Origin of the sequence: Curtobacterium sp. MCPF17_047 (assembly GCF_003234045.1) — a bacterium.
Lineage (GTDB): Bacteria > Actinomycetota > Actinomycetes > Actinomycetales > Microbacteriaceae > Curtobacterium.
In genome coordinates this window covers 55,539-69,929 of the sequence record NZ_QKSF01000005.1, presented here as the reverse complement: position 1 = coordinate 69,929, position 14,391 = coordinate 55,539, and the positions used below count along the sequence as shown (strand labels likewise).

General features: G+C 66.6%; 18 protein-coding genes. 5 read left to right on the top strand and 13 right to left on the bottom strand.

The annotated features are described in order from the left end of the window. Positions 1–63: 63 nt before the first annotated feature. The 9 genes from DEJ33_RS06740 to DEJ33_RS06700 all read right to left on the bottom strand — a co-directional run bounded on the left by DEJ33_RS06740 (position 64) and on the right by DEJ33_RS06700 (position 5,964). On the bottom strand, positions 64–1,092 hold the full coding sequence (locus DEJ33_RS06740) for a hypothetical protein (protein ID WP_111194520.1): 1,029 nt from the start codon (positions 1,090–1,092) through the stop codon (positions 64–66). Continuing rightward, positions 1,092–1,349 (bottom strand): hypothetical protein, encoded by a 258-nt coding sequence (locus DEJ33_RS06735; protein ID WP_181437263.1) that lies wholly within the window; start codon positions 1,347–1,349, stop codon positions 1,092–1,094. Before DEJ33_RS06735 ends, DEJ33_RS06740 begins: the two co-directional genes overlap by 1 nt. Then, entirely contained in the window at positions 1,346–2,110 is a 765-nt protein-coding gene (locus DEJ33_RS06730; protein WP_146242546.1) for an antitoxin VbhA family protein, read from the bottom strand. The genes DEJ33_RS06735 and DEJ33_RS06730 overlap by 4 nt, the downstream gene beginning before the upstream one ends. Before the next feature lie 133 nt (positions 2,111–2,243). Beyond that, a complete protein-coding gene (locus tag DEJ33_RS06725; protein WP_111194517.1) occupies positions 2,244–2,522 on the bottom strand; it encodes a hypothetical protein in 279 nt (92 codons plus the stop codon). A 13-nt stretch (positions 2,523–2,535) separates the two neighbouring features. Further along, the gene (locus tag DEJ33_RS06720; protein ID WP_146242545.1) at positions 2,536–3,528 is read right to left on the bottom strand and encodes a hypothetical protein; all 993 of its coding nucleotides are present in this window, start codon (positions 3,526–3,528) and stop codon (positions 2,536–2,538) included. A gap of 10 nt (positions 3,529–3,538) precedes the next feature. Then, entirely contained in the window at positions 3,539–3,853 is a 315-nt protein-coding gene (locus DEJ33_RS06715; RefSeq protein WP_111194515.1) for a hypothetical protein, read from the bottom strand. After that, positions 3,846–4,430 (bottom strand): hypothetical protein, encoded by a 585-nt coding sequence (locus DEJ33_RS06710; protein ID WP_146242544.1) that lies wholly within the window; start codon positions 4,428–4,430, stop codon positions 3,846–3,848. The genes DEJ33_RS06715 and DEJ33_RS06710 overlap by 8 nt, the downstream gene beginning before the upstream one ends. Before the next feature lie 191 nt (positions 4,431–4,621). Continuing rightward, the gene (locus tag DEJ33_RS06705) at positions 4,622–5,200 is read right to left on the bottom strand and encodes a helicase associated domain-containing protein (protein ID WP_111194513.1); all 579 of its coding nucleotides are present in this window, start codon (positions 5,198–5,200) and stop codon (positions 4,622–4,624) included. Between the two features lie 287 nt (positions 5,201–5,487). After that, complete coding sequence (locus DEJ33_RS06700) at positions 5,488–5,964, bottom strand: helix-turn-helix transcriptional regulator (protein WP_111194512.1); 477 nt, start codon at positions 5,962–5,964, stop codon at positions 5,488–5,490. Between the two features lie 124 nt (positions 5,965–6,088). On the opposite strand from DEJ33_RS06700, the gene DEJ33_RS06695 reads away from it, so the two are divergent. Genes DEJ33_RS06695 through DEJ33_RS06675 form a run of 5 tightly spaced genes read left to right on the top strand, consistent with a single transcriptional unit; the run spans position 6,089 to position 11,756 of the window. Then, positions 6,089–6,931: a TnsA-like heteromeric transposase endonuclease subunit gene (locus DEJ33_RS06695; RefSeq protein ID WP_111194511.1), complete on the top strand. Its 843-nt coding sequence runs from the start codon at positions 6,089–6,091 to the stop codon at positions 6,929–6,931. Continuing rightward, positions 6,928–8,400, top strand: coding sequence for a DDE-type integrase/transposase/recombinase (locus DEJ33_RS06690; RefSeq protein ID WP_111194510.1), 1,473 nt, complete (start codon positions 6,928–6,930; stop codon positions 8,398–8,400). The genes DEJ33_RS06695 and DEJ33_RS06690 overlap by 4 nt, the downstream gene beginning before the upstream one ends. A 6-nt stretch (positions 8,401–8,406) precedes the next feature. Further along, entirely contained in the window at positions 8,407–8,838 is a 432-nt protein-coding gene (locus DEJ33_RS06685) for a hypothetical protein (protein ID WP_111194509.1), read from the top strand. Positions 8,839–8,850: 12 nt separating this feature from the next. Continuing rightward, positions 8,851–9,924 carry an ATP-binding protein gene (locus DEJ33_RS06680; protein ID WP_111194508.1) on the top strand — a complete coding sequence of 358 codons (1,074 nt, stop codon included), beginning with the start codon at positions 8,851–8,853 and terminating at the stop codon, positions 9,922–9,924. Beyond that, positions 9,921–11,756: a zinc-ribbon domain-containing protein gene (locus tag DEJ33_RS06675; protein ID WP_111194507.1), complete on the top strand. Its 1,836-nt coding sequence runs from the start codon at positions 9,921–9,923 to the stop codon at positions 11,754–11,756. Before DEJ33_RS06680 ends, DEJ33_RS06675 begins: the two co-directional genes overlap by 4 nt. A gap of 397 nt (positions 11,757–12,153) precedes the next feature. On the opposite strand, the gene DEJ33_RS06670 is transcribed toward DEJ33_RS06675, so the two are convergent. From DEJ33_RS06670 to DEJ33_RS06655, 4 genes are all read right to left on the bottom strand, one after another. Then, complete coding sequence (locus tag DEJ33_RS06670) at positions 12,154–12,522, bottom strand: DoxX family protein (protein WP_111045114.1); 369 nt, start codon at positions 12,520–12,522, stop codon at positions 12,154–12,156. An 84-nt stretch (positions 12,523–12,606) separates the two neighbouring features. Next, entirely contained in the window at positions 12,607–13,539 is a 933-nt protein-coding gene (locus DEJ33_RS06665; protein ID WP_111194506.1) for an NAD(P)-dependent alcohol dehydrogenase, read from the bottom strand. Next, positions 13,536–13,949: a DUF6640 family protein gene (locus DEJ33_RS06660; protein ID WP_111077419.1), complete on the bottom strand. Its 414-nt coding sequence runs from the start codon at positions 13,947–13,949 to the stop codon at positions 13,536–13,538. Before DEJ33_RS06660 ends, DEJ33_RS06665 begins: the two co-directional genes overlap by 4 nt. Further along, positions 13,949–14,359 (bottom strand): nuclear transport factor 2 family protein, encoded by a 411-nt coding sequence (locus DEJ33_RS06655; RefSeq protein ID WP_111077418.1) that lies wholly within the window; start codon positions 14,357–14,359, stop codon positions 13,949–13,951. Before DEJ33_RS06655 ends, DEJ33_RS06660 begins: the two co-directional genes overlap by 1 nt. Positions 14,360–14,391: the final 32 nt, after the last annotated feature.

The window sequence follows — 14,391 nt, the reverse complement described above, 5'->3', positions numbered from 1 at the left end:
GGTCCGATTTGATCCTCACGGACCTTCCTCAAACGAACGCTGCTGGTCGTCAGGGAGAGCGTTTCAGCTCGGCAGGTTGTGTCGCAGGTCGTATCCGGTGTCGGCGAGGAACTGCAGCCGGCTCCGTACCTCTTCGAGCGAGGCCGCGTCGTCGTCGTTGCGCATGTCGGCGCGGAGGAGCGTGTTCGCGGTGATGATGTCGTCGGTTCGGTCTGTGTATCCGGCGGCTGCTGCGGTGGCGAAGATGGTTGGGTCTGCGGGGCGGATGAGTTCAGTACCGGAGTAGCCGACCGTGTCGGGTTCGAAGCCGAGTGTTGTCATGTCGAGTTCGTTTTCGGTGTACGCGACGAGCCGGTACGGCATGGCTCGCTTGCTGATCTTTGGGTAGCCGGGGCGGTCGGAGATGGCGCGGCCGGAGATCCGGCAGCCCGCGCTGATGAGCCGTTCCGCCTGTTCGACGAGTGGAAGGTCTGACGTCCACCGGGTTCTGGCGCCGCCCGGGCCTGGGTAACAGGCGATCGCGAAGTCCACGAGCCCACCCACCTGCCGTGATTCCCACCCGATCGGAGTGCGGTGCACGCGTTTGCCGAGCCGTGCGAGCGCATCGTCCACCTGCCCTGCCGTGAAGCCAGCGCTGACGAGGCCGTCGAACGTGGCACCGTTGACGGCGAGCATCCGTGCGACGGCGAAGGTGACGTAGATCGGTGCAGCGTCCTTCCACCGGTCCCAACTCCCGAGAACCTGCTTCCCGTCGACCCACACGCGGCGCCGGTCGACGTCGACGAGCAGAACGGTCGCCGTCTGTTCAGCGAGGGCAATCTGCGTGACTGTCACGGTCCGCGGCGCCAGGAGCAGCAAGTCTGCGTCCGCGACTGCTTCGTTGCGGGGGTTCTGCGTGAGGGTGGGGAAGCGTGCTCGGCGGCCGTCGGCGAGGCGGATCGTGTCGTGCGTCTCCACGACCGCGGCGAGCCCGGCGAGCTTGAGGACGGCGAGGGCGTCGGTGAGGTCGGTGGTGTCACCGAGCCCGTACGGCATCGTGATCTGCGGCCGACCGGCGTACGCAGCAGCGACCCATTCGAGCCCTGGCCCCATCAGCTGCGTTCCTCCGCGGTGTCTGGTCGGATGAGGGCCATGAGCCAGCCGGCTTCGGTGAGGAACGGCTCCCACCCGTCGCGAGTGTCGCCAGCTGCGGGTTCGCACCGATAGCCAGAGCCGCCGTCGGCGCTGTGAACGATGATCTGACGGAGTTCGGTGCTGGTCGGGTCGCGGAAGTACATGTGTCCGTGGGTGCCGGCGAGGTCGAAGGCGACGCTGAGTAGGAACAGGTCCGGGCGGCCACTGGCGCTCACCATTCACGTCCCCGGAACAGGGCGATGACTGTCTCGAGCGGGCGCCCTTCCCGAATCCATTGCAACGGCGTCAGGGCGTGAGCGTCGATGGTGAGGTGTGTGCGGGGTGTGGTCATGAACTCGGTCATCGCTGCCGCGTCCAGCAGCGGCTGCGGTGCTGCCGCGTAGAGCACTTCCAAGCCTGGGAGCAGGGCGGATCGGTCGCCGAACTCGGGGAGGGCCGGGGCGAGGATCTGCCAGTCGGGGATGCGTTCTTCGCCCTCGAGGTCGAAGCTCAGTAGGCGGTTCGACCCGAACAGCTCGCCGACCTCATCGATGCTGATTTGGAGGGCGGCGGCGGCTTCTGCTTCGGTGAGTGTCGAGTCGAGGAGGTGTCGGCGGATGCGGGCCTGCGTGGTTCGCCACCAGTCCTCGGGTACGTCGGCTGCGTTGACGGCGCTGTGTTCGGGGTCGCGGCGGATCTGCCGGCCGTTGTCGGCGTAGGCGCTGAGCTGCTCAGGAGTGATCTCCCCGCGGGCGTACATCCACAGTGGCGACTGCCAGGGCATGTCGTCAGGGAACCCTTCGAGGTACCCGGAGTGGATCACCGCCCGGACGGCCTGTTCTCGTCGGGCGACTTCAGAGGCTGGGATGAGGAGGGTCTGAACGATGCGGTTCGCTTCCCGCGTCGCCGGCACGCTCAGGTCCGACAGGACCGTGTTGGTCTTGTCGAAGAGCTCATACCCGGGCTCCTTGTCGATGGGGCGTACGAGGATCTGCACCAGGTGCGCGTTCGGGTTGTCGGTGTCCTCGAGGAGGACGTGACCCCAGAGGATCCGGTCGTTCGAGAGGTGCATGGACACCAGACGCATCATCGTTGGTAGCTCCAAGAAGTCGGGACAGCAGCGGGGCTTGCTAGTGCTGCTGAGGGTCGGGGCGGGTGCGGCCGAGACGTTCTGGCGCCCAGGTGAGGATGAACCGCATGATCCGGTCCGCTTCCGCCATTGCCGGATCCGACGGGTCCTGCGCGTCGGGGTCGACGTTGCTGAGCCGGAACCACGGCGCCTGGTCGGCGTGGTCGATGAGGACGACTGAGGGCTTGTCGTTGGGGTGGGTGGGGTTGGTGAACATGACGGAGCCGAAGAAGCGGGTGTCGTCGAATGCCAACGTCATGGACAGCAGCTGCAACATCATCGGCGTCCCCTCGTCAACTTCCACTGGGGTGCCAGCGGAGGTCGTGGGCGAGGTCGGATTGGAAGTGCAGCAGCTGCCGCAGCCCGTGCACCGCGTCGGTGTTCGCGGTCACCCAGCTGTCTTCGTGGAGCACGTGCGCGGTGACGAACTCGTCCGTGCAGTTCCCCTCGGCCGGGGTCAGGATGGTGGTGTCCTGCGGGATGATGACCGCCACGGTGGCGTCATCCGCTGATGCGGGCTCGTAGCCGAGCGCGGCCATGTCGGGATGCTTCGCGAAGAACGCGGTCAGCCGGTTCGGCGGGACCAGAACGCCGGCCTGCTGCGCGGCCCACCGGTCCGACATCACCCCACCGAGCCCGATGAGCTCATCTGCTTGCGAGTCGATGGTGTCGTCGCGGTGCCAGCAGGTGCGCACCCCGCCGGGGCCCGGGTAGGCGGCGAGAGCCCAGTCGATGAGCGAGGGCCGGTCCGTCGCTTCCCACCCCAACGGCGTGTGGAACACATGCTCGCCAAGGGTCGGCATGGCTGCCCGGACGTCGTCTGCCGGGATGCCGATGTGTTCCGCGATGGCATGCGTGCCGCCACCGTGCATGGCGATGGTCCGGGCGATGGCGAACACATGACGCCAGCGCGGTGTCGCGTCTCGTTGCATTGACGTTCCGTGCACTTGCCGGCCGTTTGCCCAGACGCGTTGCCGCTTCCCATTCACGACCACCAAGTCCGGATACCGGCGCACAAGCGACAGGACGCCGCCCTCCGATCCACCTGGCAGGAGGACCACATCGTCGTGGCGGCCGTCCCCAGCTCCGTCATGAACGGTGGTGGTGGGGTCCGGAGTGGCGAGGAACGCAGACCGGCCGTCCTCGAACCGGAGCCGGTCGAACGCTTCCACCTGGGCGGGCATACCGGCGGCGGCGAGGGCGGTCAGCGTTTGGGTGATGTCGATGGTCCAGCCGAGTCCGAACGGCAACGACAGGACCGTCTGCTGCTGCCGGATGTCCTGCACCCACTTCCGGTCAGACATCAGCGGGGCCGGCCGCTTCCACACCACGACCCATCGCGCGGAGCTCCGACAACACGGTCATCACCTGGGTCGCCGCTTCCACCAGGGGCTCTGCTGGATTCGTCAACGGTGCCCCGTTGAGGAGACTGAACGTCCACGTGTCGTCGGACGCTCGAACGGTGACGTGTCGTTGCAGGATCGCCGAACCGGTGGAGTTCGTGAACGTCATCCCCACCAGCGCCGGCCAAATGACGGCGTCGAACTGAGCAGTCAACGACAGCAGCCGCAACGGGATCGGCTCGAACCGCGGCGACAGGCGCTCAGACATTGCCAGCCAACCTCGGGTCATCCTCTGACAGCCGCTCCAACCCGAGACCGGACGCCTCGAGGATCGCGTCCTCGGACTCGTGGGCGGCGACGAACGACCCGATCTGCGCGTTGACCGCGACAAGAGTCCCGATCCGACTCCGCGCGTCGAGAACGACCGCGGCTACTTCCTCGTCGCTGCAGTTGGACGTCAACTCCGGCTTCGACGGGTGCAGTGCCGGGAACTCAAGCTGCTGCACCGGCGGATGCCACTGCACGCCGATACGCAGGACACGGTTGTCGGCGTCGTTGCGGTAGAACATCGCACCGAAGGGGTGACCCATGTCGAGGGTGAGGTCCGCACCATGGAGAGTCCAACCGGCGGCTGCGAAGGATGGGTCCCATCGCTGTACGGTGAGGGCGCCGATGCCCATCTTCAGACCAGGGATCAGGGCCTGGCCGTCTTGGACGTCGGCATAGAGCGCTGTCAGGTTCGGGGGACTCTGGTCGCGCAGGTCCGACAACGAGATCCGCGCCATGCCTTCGATAGCGGCTTGCTGCCGTTCGCGGCGCTCAGGTTCTTCCCGGTTCGTGCTCATCACGCCTTCGCTTTCGTGCTTCTCCGGACGTCTAGCCGGCGAGCTGCTGCGCTTCTTTGTCTGCTGGCTGCCGGTGCTTTGAACGCTACGAAACGTGCGCCGTCGGCGGTGGCTCGGTGACGTACCTCCGTCCAAGAGCAGGAAAGTTCCCTACCGGGTCCGCCAAAAACGCTGGGCACGTCCCAGCGCAGCTAGAGAACGCGGTAAGTGGCGTCGCGGAGCTGGCGTGCGCGGTCGGGGGTGAGCGTGCCGCTGCGTTGGGCCGCTCGTTGCTGCGTCGCCCAGCGAGCGATTGCTCGTTCGTTCGGGTCCTGCGCGTCGCGGCGAGGGGCCCGTCCCGTATGCGCCCAGAACCACTGGTGCAGCATCAGCTGCTCCGCCCACCGCTCCTCCTGCGGCTCCCAACGGAAGCTAGGAAACGACTCCAACCGGAGCGTCTGGTAGCTGCAGTGCGCGGCACGGACTTCTGGCCGGCGCTGGTACGCGAGCCGATCCACCAGGGCTTGCTCCTCCGTCCGTGCACGTGGTCGGCGAGAGTCGGATCGGGGTAGCCGTCCGATGGCGCTGATAAAGCGGTCGAGGTCGTGGACGAAGGCGATCCAGTTCCTGATGACGGTCGCGGGCTGCTCGGTCTCCCCGATGTCAGCGAGGTAGAACTCGACACCGCGGCGCTGGTCCACGCTCAGGGCCGTGCCGGGCTGGTTGGCGACTTCGGCGTAGTGCTGGTGAAGCTCGGCGACGTAGTCGGGCGTGCAGTTGGACGCGTCCATTGGTCCCTTCCCGGGACCGGCGGTCGGTCCCGGGAAGGGCTATGCGCGGTCGGAGTCCTGATCGCGTCGACGAGGTCTTGCCAGTTGAGGACCTCGGTCCAAGAGCAGGAACCAGAACGGGTTGTGGGCGCTTACGGTCGCTACACGTCCGGAGGCAGGACGCCTCTCCAGCCAGCGATCCCGCAGACGACCGCAATCGCTGCCTCGCGCGACTGACCTATCGAGGGACCTATCGGAAGGAGGAACCAGCACACCCTGCACTCACGCCGCCGCGCGGGACCGACGGCTCAGCGAGGACGAGCCCCGGGGCGCGCACCAGCAGCGCCCGGCACGCGTTGTGACTGCGCTGCCTTGATGTGCCCGAGGACCGCCCGCGCGGTGCGCTCGGGTATCGCTTCCAGCAACGCCTGCAGGTCACTCGTGGAAGGCTCCGTCGGCGCGGCGGCGGCCGGCTCGTCGATGACACCCCCGAGGACCAGGTCGGCAAGGGCGATGTCCTCGAGTCGCAGGATCGCCTCCCCACGGAGCAGTCGAAGCAGCCGCGGGTAGCTCGTCCCCGCCTGCGCTGCGTACTGCTTCGGGCTGAGTCCCCGCGCTTGCATCCGTTCCCGGATCCGCAGCACCTGCTGGTGCTGCACCTGCGCGGCGCGGAGGAACATCTCCGCCCGCCGGTCAGCAGCCTGCAACCACCGCAGCACCGGCGTATGCCCGAAGCCCCTTGCATCCTCGGCGAAGTCCCGTGGGACGAAGCGCGGCCCTGCCATCTCGACCCTTCCGTACCCCTCAAACGTGCCGAAAACGCACCAAAAGGAGCATATTCATGCCAGAAGCAGGACTCAAATCGTGTTTCCACCCCGCTGGCGTCGGCGTCGCAGCACAGGGGTAGACATGACCCTCACCACCCCGCTGAACCCGGCCCTGGCCTTCGGTTCGCGAGCCCTCCCGCGACCACGGGCCTCCAGGCCGAGGAGTAGAACGCCGCAGCGCACGCTGACTTCGGCGGACGCTGCGGCGCTTGCGCTGCCGGCGACCGTCACATGGATGCCGAACGTGGAGCGTGCCCGCCCGAAGACGGCGGCTGCGAACTCGGATCTGCTCAACCGAGAACTCTACGACGTTGCGCTCTTCCGCCAGCCGCACCGATACCCGCGCCAGAAGAACATCCAGGGCCTCTACTTCTTCACCGGCGCCAGGAAGCACGTCTGGCACGAATCGCAGCTCGAAGCACAGGTCATGCGGTGGCTCGACATGTCGGAAGACGTGATCGCCCTCAGCGCGCAGCCCGTGCGCATCGACTTCGCGGACGGCACGTCACACACGCCGGACATCCTCACCCTCCATAGCGACCACCGTCAGGTGCTTCGTGATGTGAAGCCGAAGAAGTACATCCCGAAGTTCCAGGAGCAGTTTGCGAAGACTCGTGCCTTCTGCGAGCACGTTGGCTTTCACTACGAGGTGCACCACGAGCTGCCTCGCCAGGTTGACGTGAACCTGTCGTGGGTAGCCGGGTTCAAGCACCACGGCTACCGGCCCCCACTAGAGGACGTAGCCCGAACGGTGGACGCGCTGCATCGGCCGCTTCCTCTTCGCGACGTCGCTCGGCTGCTCGCTCCTGACGCCCTCGACCAGGGCCGCGCCGGTCTGTACCACCTCATCTGGAGCGGCCTCTTCAGCCTCGACCTCACCGCCCCCATCTCCGACCGCGCCCTCATCGAACGGACCCTCCCATGACCAGCATCAACGTCGACGACCCCATCGAGTTCCGCGACGGCAGCATCCACCAGTTCATCGCCCGCTCCGGCAGCGTCATCCGACTCCGCAACACCGCCACCGGCGAGACCCGCGACATGCACATCGCAGAACTCAGCCAGCAGGTCGTCGGTCTGCCGCAGGCGTTCCCCGAGATCGTCCGTCGATTTGAGAACCTGCCAGACAAGACCAGAGCAGCCGCGGTCACGATGGCGGACCACCTCGCGGAAATCGAGACCGGCGTGAACCCCGGTCGGGCCGAGCGCCGTCCGGAGTACGACATCGAGAAGACCACGCAGAACGAGCGCGTCGCGGCGAAGGTGCAGGAGCTGCAGAAGAACGGACAGGCTGCGTCCCGCGCCACGGTGATGCGCAAGCTCAAGGCTTGGCGGAACGACGGCGCATCTGCGCTCGCTGATGGCCGGGCGCAGCGCTCAGACCCGCCGCTCAAGAACATCAACCCCGACGTCTACGACGCACTGTGCGCCGTCATCGCGGACCAGAAGAACCGGTCGACCGGTACGAAGAGCCGCCTCATCGCCGAGACAGCGGCGAACCTCGTGAGGTGGCACGGCGCCGAAGCTCCGGACATGCCATCGAACGCGACGATGTACCGGTACATCGACCTGCTGACCAAGGGCAAGCACACAACCGGCTCCGCATCGACCCGACGGTCACTGGAAAACCGACCGAAGCGCGTCTTCAACACTCGCACGGAACTGCTGCCCGGCGCCGAGGTCCAGGTCGACTCCACGACCCTTGACATCCTCGTGAAGTCGCCCAGCGGCGAACCCGTCCGCCCCATCCTGACGGTTCTGCTCGACCGCGCCACACGGCTCGTCCTCGCGTTCACCCTCCGCCTCGTCGCCGGGAAGGCCGTCGACCACGTCGCACTTCTCGCGCAGGCCCTGACGCCGCCGCAGAACCGCCCGAACAACGCCGTGTTCCGAGCGATGGTGCAGCGGATGAACCCCACGGTGACGCTCATGAGCGCGGAGGAACGTCGCGAATACGAGCAGTCGCGACCGTTCGTGCACCCCCGCTGCATCGTGATGGACAACGGCAAGGACTTCACCTCGGAAGCGTTCCGCGCCGCCGCCGAGATGCACGGGGTCGACATCCGCTACAGCGCCCCGCACACCCCAACCAGCAAGCCACTCGTCGAACGCAACTTCGGCAGCATCGACTCTCTCCTCCTGCAGTACCGGTACGGCTACGTCGGTCGCTCCCCCGAGTTCCGCGGCCTCAAGGTTGAGCGCGAAGAGCTCATGGACATCTACGCACTCCATGAACTCCTCGACGACTGGTTCCTCAAGGTCTGGAACCACCGCCCGCACGGCGGCCTCCGCGACCTGATGCACCCGGAAAACAAGCTGACGCCGTACCAGATGTTCGCCGCCGCCTCGAGGCTGACCAGCAACCTCGAAACGACCTTCACCTGCGACGACTAAATCGCGATGCTGCCCACCATGTACCGGCACGTCACCGACACCGGCGTCACCATCAACTACCGCCAGTTCGACGCCGAAGGGCTCGACCCGCTCCGAAACACCAAGTCGAACATCCGACGCCGCAACGGCAGGCACGAAGTCAAGCTCGACCCCTACAACCCGGTGAAGGCCTGGGTCGCCGACCCGAAGGGCGGCTGGATTGAGTGCACCGTCCGCAACGAAGACGCGCTCTTCTACCCGCACCTCGAAGACAACGACTTCGACCTCAATGACGCCGAAACCGACCGCAGCGACGTGGCCGCGGTGACCGCGGCACTTGCCGGAGCGCCGCTGCACACGGCCATCGAAAGTACGCCGAACCTTCCCTCCACCGACCCCACCGACCCCATCGATTCCTCCGACGATGACGACGACGACGTCATCTACGTCCTCGACTGAAACGGCTCACCGATGATTCACTTCCACGGCGACGACCGCCCCGCAGCCCTGCACCGCCTCGAGACCCTCGACGCGTTCCTCTCCGGCAGCTCCACAGCGCCCGCCGCATTCGACGACCACGCGTACGGAGCGTTGACGGCAGAAGCTCGGGCCGCACACGACCGAGCCCGCATCCTCTACCTCTCCGGCGGCATCGTCCTCGCCACGCCGCACTACACCAAGGCCCGCACCCAGCTCGAGAAGGCGTTCGCCGCGAACGCCGGCCGGAACTCCGGCCACGCCGGGCTCGTCATCTCCGGCAACTCCACTCTCGGCAAGACCACGCTGTGCAAGAGCCTCATGCGGCACATCTACCGCTCGTACGGAACCCAGTTCCCCGACTTCCGCGCACACAACCGCATCCCCGTGGTCTACATCGAGGTTCCCGCCGGCTCCACCGGCAAACTCCTCATGCGCACCTTCGCCGACTTCTTCGGCCTCACCGTCAGCAGCAGCGAAACAATGCTGGGCATCCGCAACCGCGTCGTCGACCTCCTCAACGCCGCCGGTACCCAGCTCGTCGTCATCGATGAACTCCACAACCTCTCCCGCCACACACAAGGCAACGGCGAATCCCACGACCTGCTCAAGAACCTCCACAACGACCTCCCCGCGACGTTCCTCTACGCCGGCATCAACGTGAAGAAGATGCTCGCCACAGAACGCGGAGCACAGATCGGCGGCCGCTTCTCCCTGCTGGAACTGCGCCCGTACAACCTCAGCAACCAGACGGACGCGAAGGCTTGGAAGAGAATCGTCAACACCTTCGAGAAGCACCTCCCACTGCGCCACCACGAACACGGCTCCCTCGCGGACCTCGCCGACTACCTCCACGCCCGCACGAACGGTTCCATTGGCAGCCTCGGACGGCTCCTCACTGGCGCCGCCAGCGACGCCATCACCGACCCGACCATCCCCTTCGAGCGCATCGACCGAGCGCTGCTCGACGCGCAGGAACTCGACGCCGCCGCCGAGTCCGCATACGCCGAGCACGCCGCCCGCAACGCCCGCAGCAAGAAGACCCTCCTGCCAGGAATCGCAGCATGAACGACCTCCTCACCCGCCGCTACCCGATGACCGTCAAGCCCCTCCACCGAGAGACCGAATCCAGCTACACGCGCCGACTGCTGACGGCGAACCGCGAACTCGAATCGCACCAGAAGCAGCTGCTCCGCGCTGCGAAAGCTGAGACGGCGACCCTCGCCTGGCGGGACGTGCTCGAGCTGAAGACCGGCCGCCGCCTCCGCTTCGGTGCCCCGCTCTCCGCTGCCGAACGCAACGGTGCCGAGCACCGCTGCGAGCTCTGCCCGGACGCCGGCAACGTGCGGCTGATGTGCGCCCTCTGCACCAAGGGCGAGACCGTCGTACAAGCACCCGGCTTCACCAACCCGGTGTGCATCCGGCACCGTCGCTGGGTCGGACTCGACCTCTCCACCAGGCAGACCGCAGTCGACGCCACCACCGTCCGCGCAGCACTCCGCTTCGACCGGCTCCAGAAGAGCGGCCGGCTGACCCCGCACCTCTACAACGTTCTTCGGAGTGCGACCGCTCGAATCGGCAACGGCGACGTCGCAGACCTTGCCGTCATCGTCGATGTCGCCGCCGCGGTGACCACCGGTCGGTTCCTCGAGGAACTCCTGCGCCCTGGCACGGACTATGCGCACGCCTACGCCGTCCTCACCGACGCTGTAACCGGTCTCGCCGGACGCAACGCTACCCCGGTCACCGCCGCGCTGTGGGGTTACTTCCGCCCGACCTTCTGGGCCCTCCGCCACGCAGTCATCACAGCAACACCCTACGAACCTGCCTGGGCACACGACCACGCTGTCCCGCAGCACCTCGCCGATGCGTACGTCGCCGCACACCAGGTCATCCCCTTCACGTCCTACAACGCCGAAGACAAGCGCACCAGCAGCCTCCTCATCGGCCGCGGCGGCCTCGTCATCTGCGACCACGGACACCAGCACTCCAGCAAAGGTCGATGCCCGGTCTGCACCAACAGCGCCGTCGCCCCCGGCTACAACGACCTCGCAACCACGCACCCTGACATCGCCAAGGAACTCGACCCCGTCCTCAACGGCACGACTACCGCTCAGAACATTCAGGCCGCAGCCCGACTCAGCCTCGCGTGGCGCTGCCCACGCAACCGACACGTCTACTGGGCCACCGCATCGAACCGAACCCAGGGCGGCACGAACTGCGGCATCTGCAGCAACCGCACCATCGTCGCCGGCATCAACGACCTCACCACCACCCACCCCCGCCTCGCCGCCGAACTCGACCCCGCCTATGAAGCAGGTCACCCCGCGACCAAGATGTGTGCCGGCAGCGGAGACAAGCCCGAGTGGATCTGCCCCGACTGCGGACACCACTACAAGATGTCCCTCTACAACCGCAGCCAAGGCTCCGGCTGCGAGCCCTGCCGCCGCGCCGGACTCCGAAGCACGCGCACGAGCCTCGTCGACACGCACCCCGACATCGCCGCCCAGTGGCACCCCACCCGCAACAACGGCAAGCAACCCGAGGACTACTCCTACGGCTCGAACGACGAGGTCTACTGGCTGTGCACCACCAGCGCCGCCCACTGGTATCCACAGCGCATCGACCGAAAGGTCCAGGGCTACGGATGCTCGCTCTGCTCCAGCCGACGACTGGTCCTCCGAGTCAACGACCTCGCAACCACCGACCCGCTCCTCGTCACCGAGTGGCACGACTACCTCAACGTCCCCAAGCGGCCCGAGCTCATGTTCGCCGGAACCGACCGGCACTGGTGGAAGTGCGCCTTCGGACACGTCAAGCAACAGAGCGTCCCGAACCGTCGGAAGTCACGCGGCTGCACCGACTGCGAACCCGAGGACAGGGTCCTCAACTTGAACTGAATAAGACCAAGACCAAGACGACGGCGAAGCCCACCAGCTTCGCCGTCGTTTCCGTCGTTCTGGCCTGTCAGCCCAGAAGGTCTCACGTCCGGTGAGAAGAATCCGGAACGCCTCAATCCGGCGTTCTCAAGCAGCGCATGGTCTCATCGCTGCGAAAGAGTCTCACCTGACTTGAGAAATGACACTTACCGAGCCCGATTCATCGGGACAGTGATCGCCTTCGGCCCCGACGCCGCTCCGGCGACCTGGATGCCGTCCGGTCGCCGACCGGCTGACGGGCGGCCGAACATGGCTACAGGCGTACGGTCTCCAGATCGTGGAGCTGCGCCGACGTGGCAGTGCTGTCTGTCTGTCTGTCTGTCTGTCTGCGACAGCCTTCTTCACACCGGCTGCAGGCTCACGAGAACACGAGGATGAAGCCGAGGATCGCGGCGGCGAGGGGCAGCGCGGTCAGGACGATTGCGGCAATGGGAGATTCCTTGCGGCGGACGTGAACGGCGATCGCTCCGGCCATGATCACGGTCAGGGCGACGCCGGCGACGGGGCTGAGGGCAGGGGCGATGCGGGTCGCGATGGGGAGGACGAGTCCGATTGCTCCGACGACTTCTGCAAGGGCGATGAGCTTGACGGTGGTGTTGGAGTAGTCCTCGATCCAGCCCATGCCGGCTTCCTTGAGGGCCGGTACTGGGCGGATCAGTTTCATCAGGCCTGCGCCGAAGAAGGCGACTGCGGCGAGACCGGCAACGATCCAGAAGGTGATGGCCATGCGTTGTATCTCCAGGTGGGGTGATGGTGTCCGACGGTGTACTCGATCGAGGAGCGTTGATGCGGCGGGGGTGAACCCCGCAGGTCACTCGATGGTGATGACGAGTCTTCCGCCGCCGGAGGTGGGGGCGGTTTCCAGCTCCGCGAGGGCGGGGATGGCGTCGTCCAGGGCGACGGCACGAGCGATGCGGGTGACGATCTCGCCTCGTCCGGCGGCGTCGGCGACGCGCTGAAGGTCGTCGCTGTCGGGGCGGGCCATGAACGCGCTGTAGGGGCCGGGTAGGACGCTGCGGGCGAACTTCGATGCCGCGGGGACGATGTCGATGATGCGTCCGTGGAGGGTGAGCATCTGGCGTGCGACGCCGTAGGGCAGGGTCCCTGCCGTGTCGAAGACCACGTCGAACCGGCCGGTGCGCGGAAGAGGATCTGTGTCGAACGTCACGACGGGGTCGACGCCGAGGTGACGAGCTTCGGCTTCCGTGCCCGACCGGCAGCTCCCGGCCACGCTCGCGCCTGCCGCGAGTGCGACCTGGACGGCGATCCGTCCGACTCCGCCGAGGCAGCCGTTGATGAAGATGCGCTGTCCAGGTCGGAGCTTGCCGGCCGCCGTGACCGCCTGGTAGGCGGTGAGGCCGGCCACCGGCAGGGTTGCGGCATGTTCGAAGGAGAGGTCGTCGGGCTTGGAAGCGACGGATCGTTCGTCGGCGATCACGAACTCCGCGAACGCTCCCGCATGCTGCAGGCGCGCCGCGCCGAGGACCGCGTCGCCTACCCGAAAGCGGGTGACGCTCTCTCCGACATGTTCGACGACACCGGCGAAATCGTGGCCGACACCGCGTGGGAACCTCCTGCCGGTCATGACCCGCATCTCGCCGTTGCGGATCTTCCAGTCCATGGCGTTCGCCGATGCTGCACGCACGCGCACGAGGATCTGGCGCCGACCTGGCTGCGGGATGGCCGCGTCTTCCAACACCAGGACCTCGGGACCGCCGTAGCGGTGGTACTGCAGGCGCCTCATCGCTGCCGGGTCCCAGCGAGCCCGCGGCGTGCGAGGAACCAGCCGACGCCGATCACGGCCAGCATGGGGATGGTGAACTTGAGCTGCGGCCAATCGTCCTCAGCGGGCGGGTCCACGCTTGCCGTTCCCGGGTAGAAGAACGCCGAGAGCTGACTGAGCCAGTACGTGCTTGCCGCGAACGCGGCAGCGTCCACGCCCACACGGCCGGAGCCCGGCCGCCACAAGTTCGCCAGGGTCGCCATCGACAACGCGACGCCGGAGCTCATGGTCTGCGCGTTGTGGAACTTCGCGTGCGGAGGCCAGGAGTCGTTGTAGATGTGCGTTTCGTTGAAGTCGAACACGTACGGGCCGACCATCTGCGCCACCGCAGTAGCGGAGACCAGGACTTTACCCAGCGTCGCCCCTCGCATCAGTGCTCAACGTTGGATGTCGTACGGAGCGGCAGGATGACGCGGCTCGCGATCAGCCAGCGGCCTTCATGCAGGACGACCGTGTCGTCGTAGACGACGCCGTGCACGCCGCCGTGAGCCATGATCATCAGTCCCTTGGATCGCACCGACGCCGTCGACTCCCCCGTCTCCGAGATGACGATGTTCGTCACGAAGTGCGACAGCGGCGCATGCCCGGAGGCGAACAGCTGCCCCGCCGCGGTTCGCAGGGCCTCCAGACCCTCGAAAGCGCCCATCCCGGAACTGGTCATGTCGTACGTGGCGTCGGGAGTGAACACCTCACCGAGTTGATCCAGGGCGTTCTCGTCGACCATGAACGCCTGGCGCGCGAGAGTCTCGGAGATCTGAAGCCGGTCATCTGTCGAGAGCATTGCTCCTCCTTGTTTGGTACTCAGTACCGTAT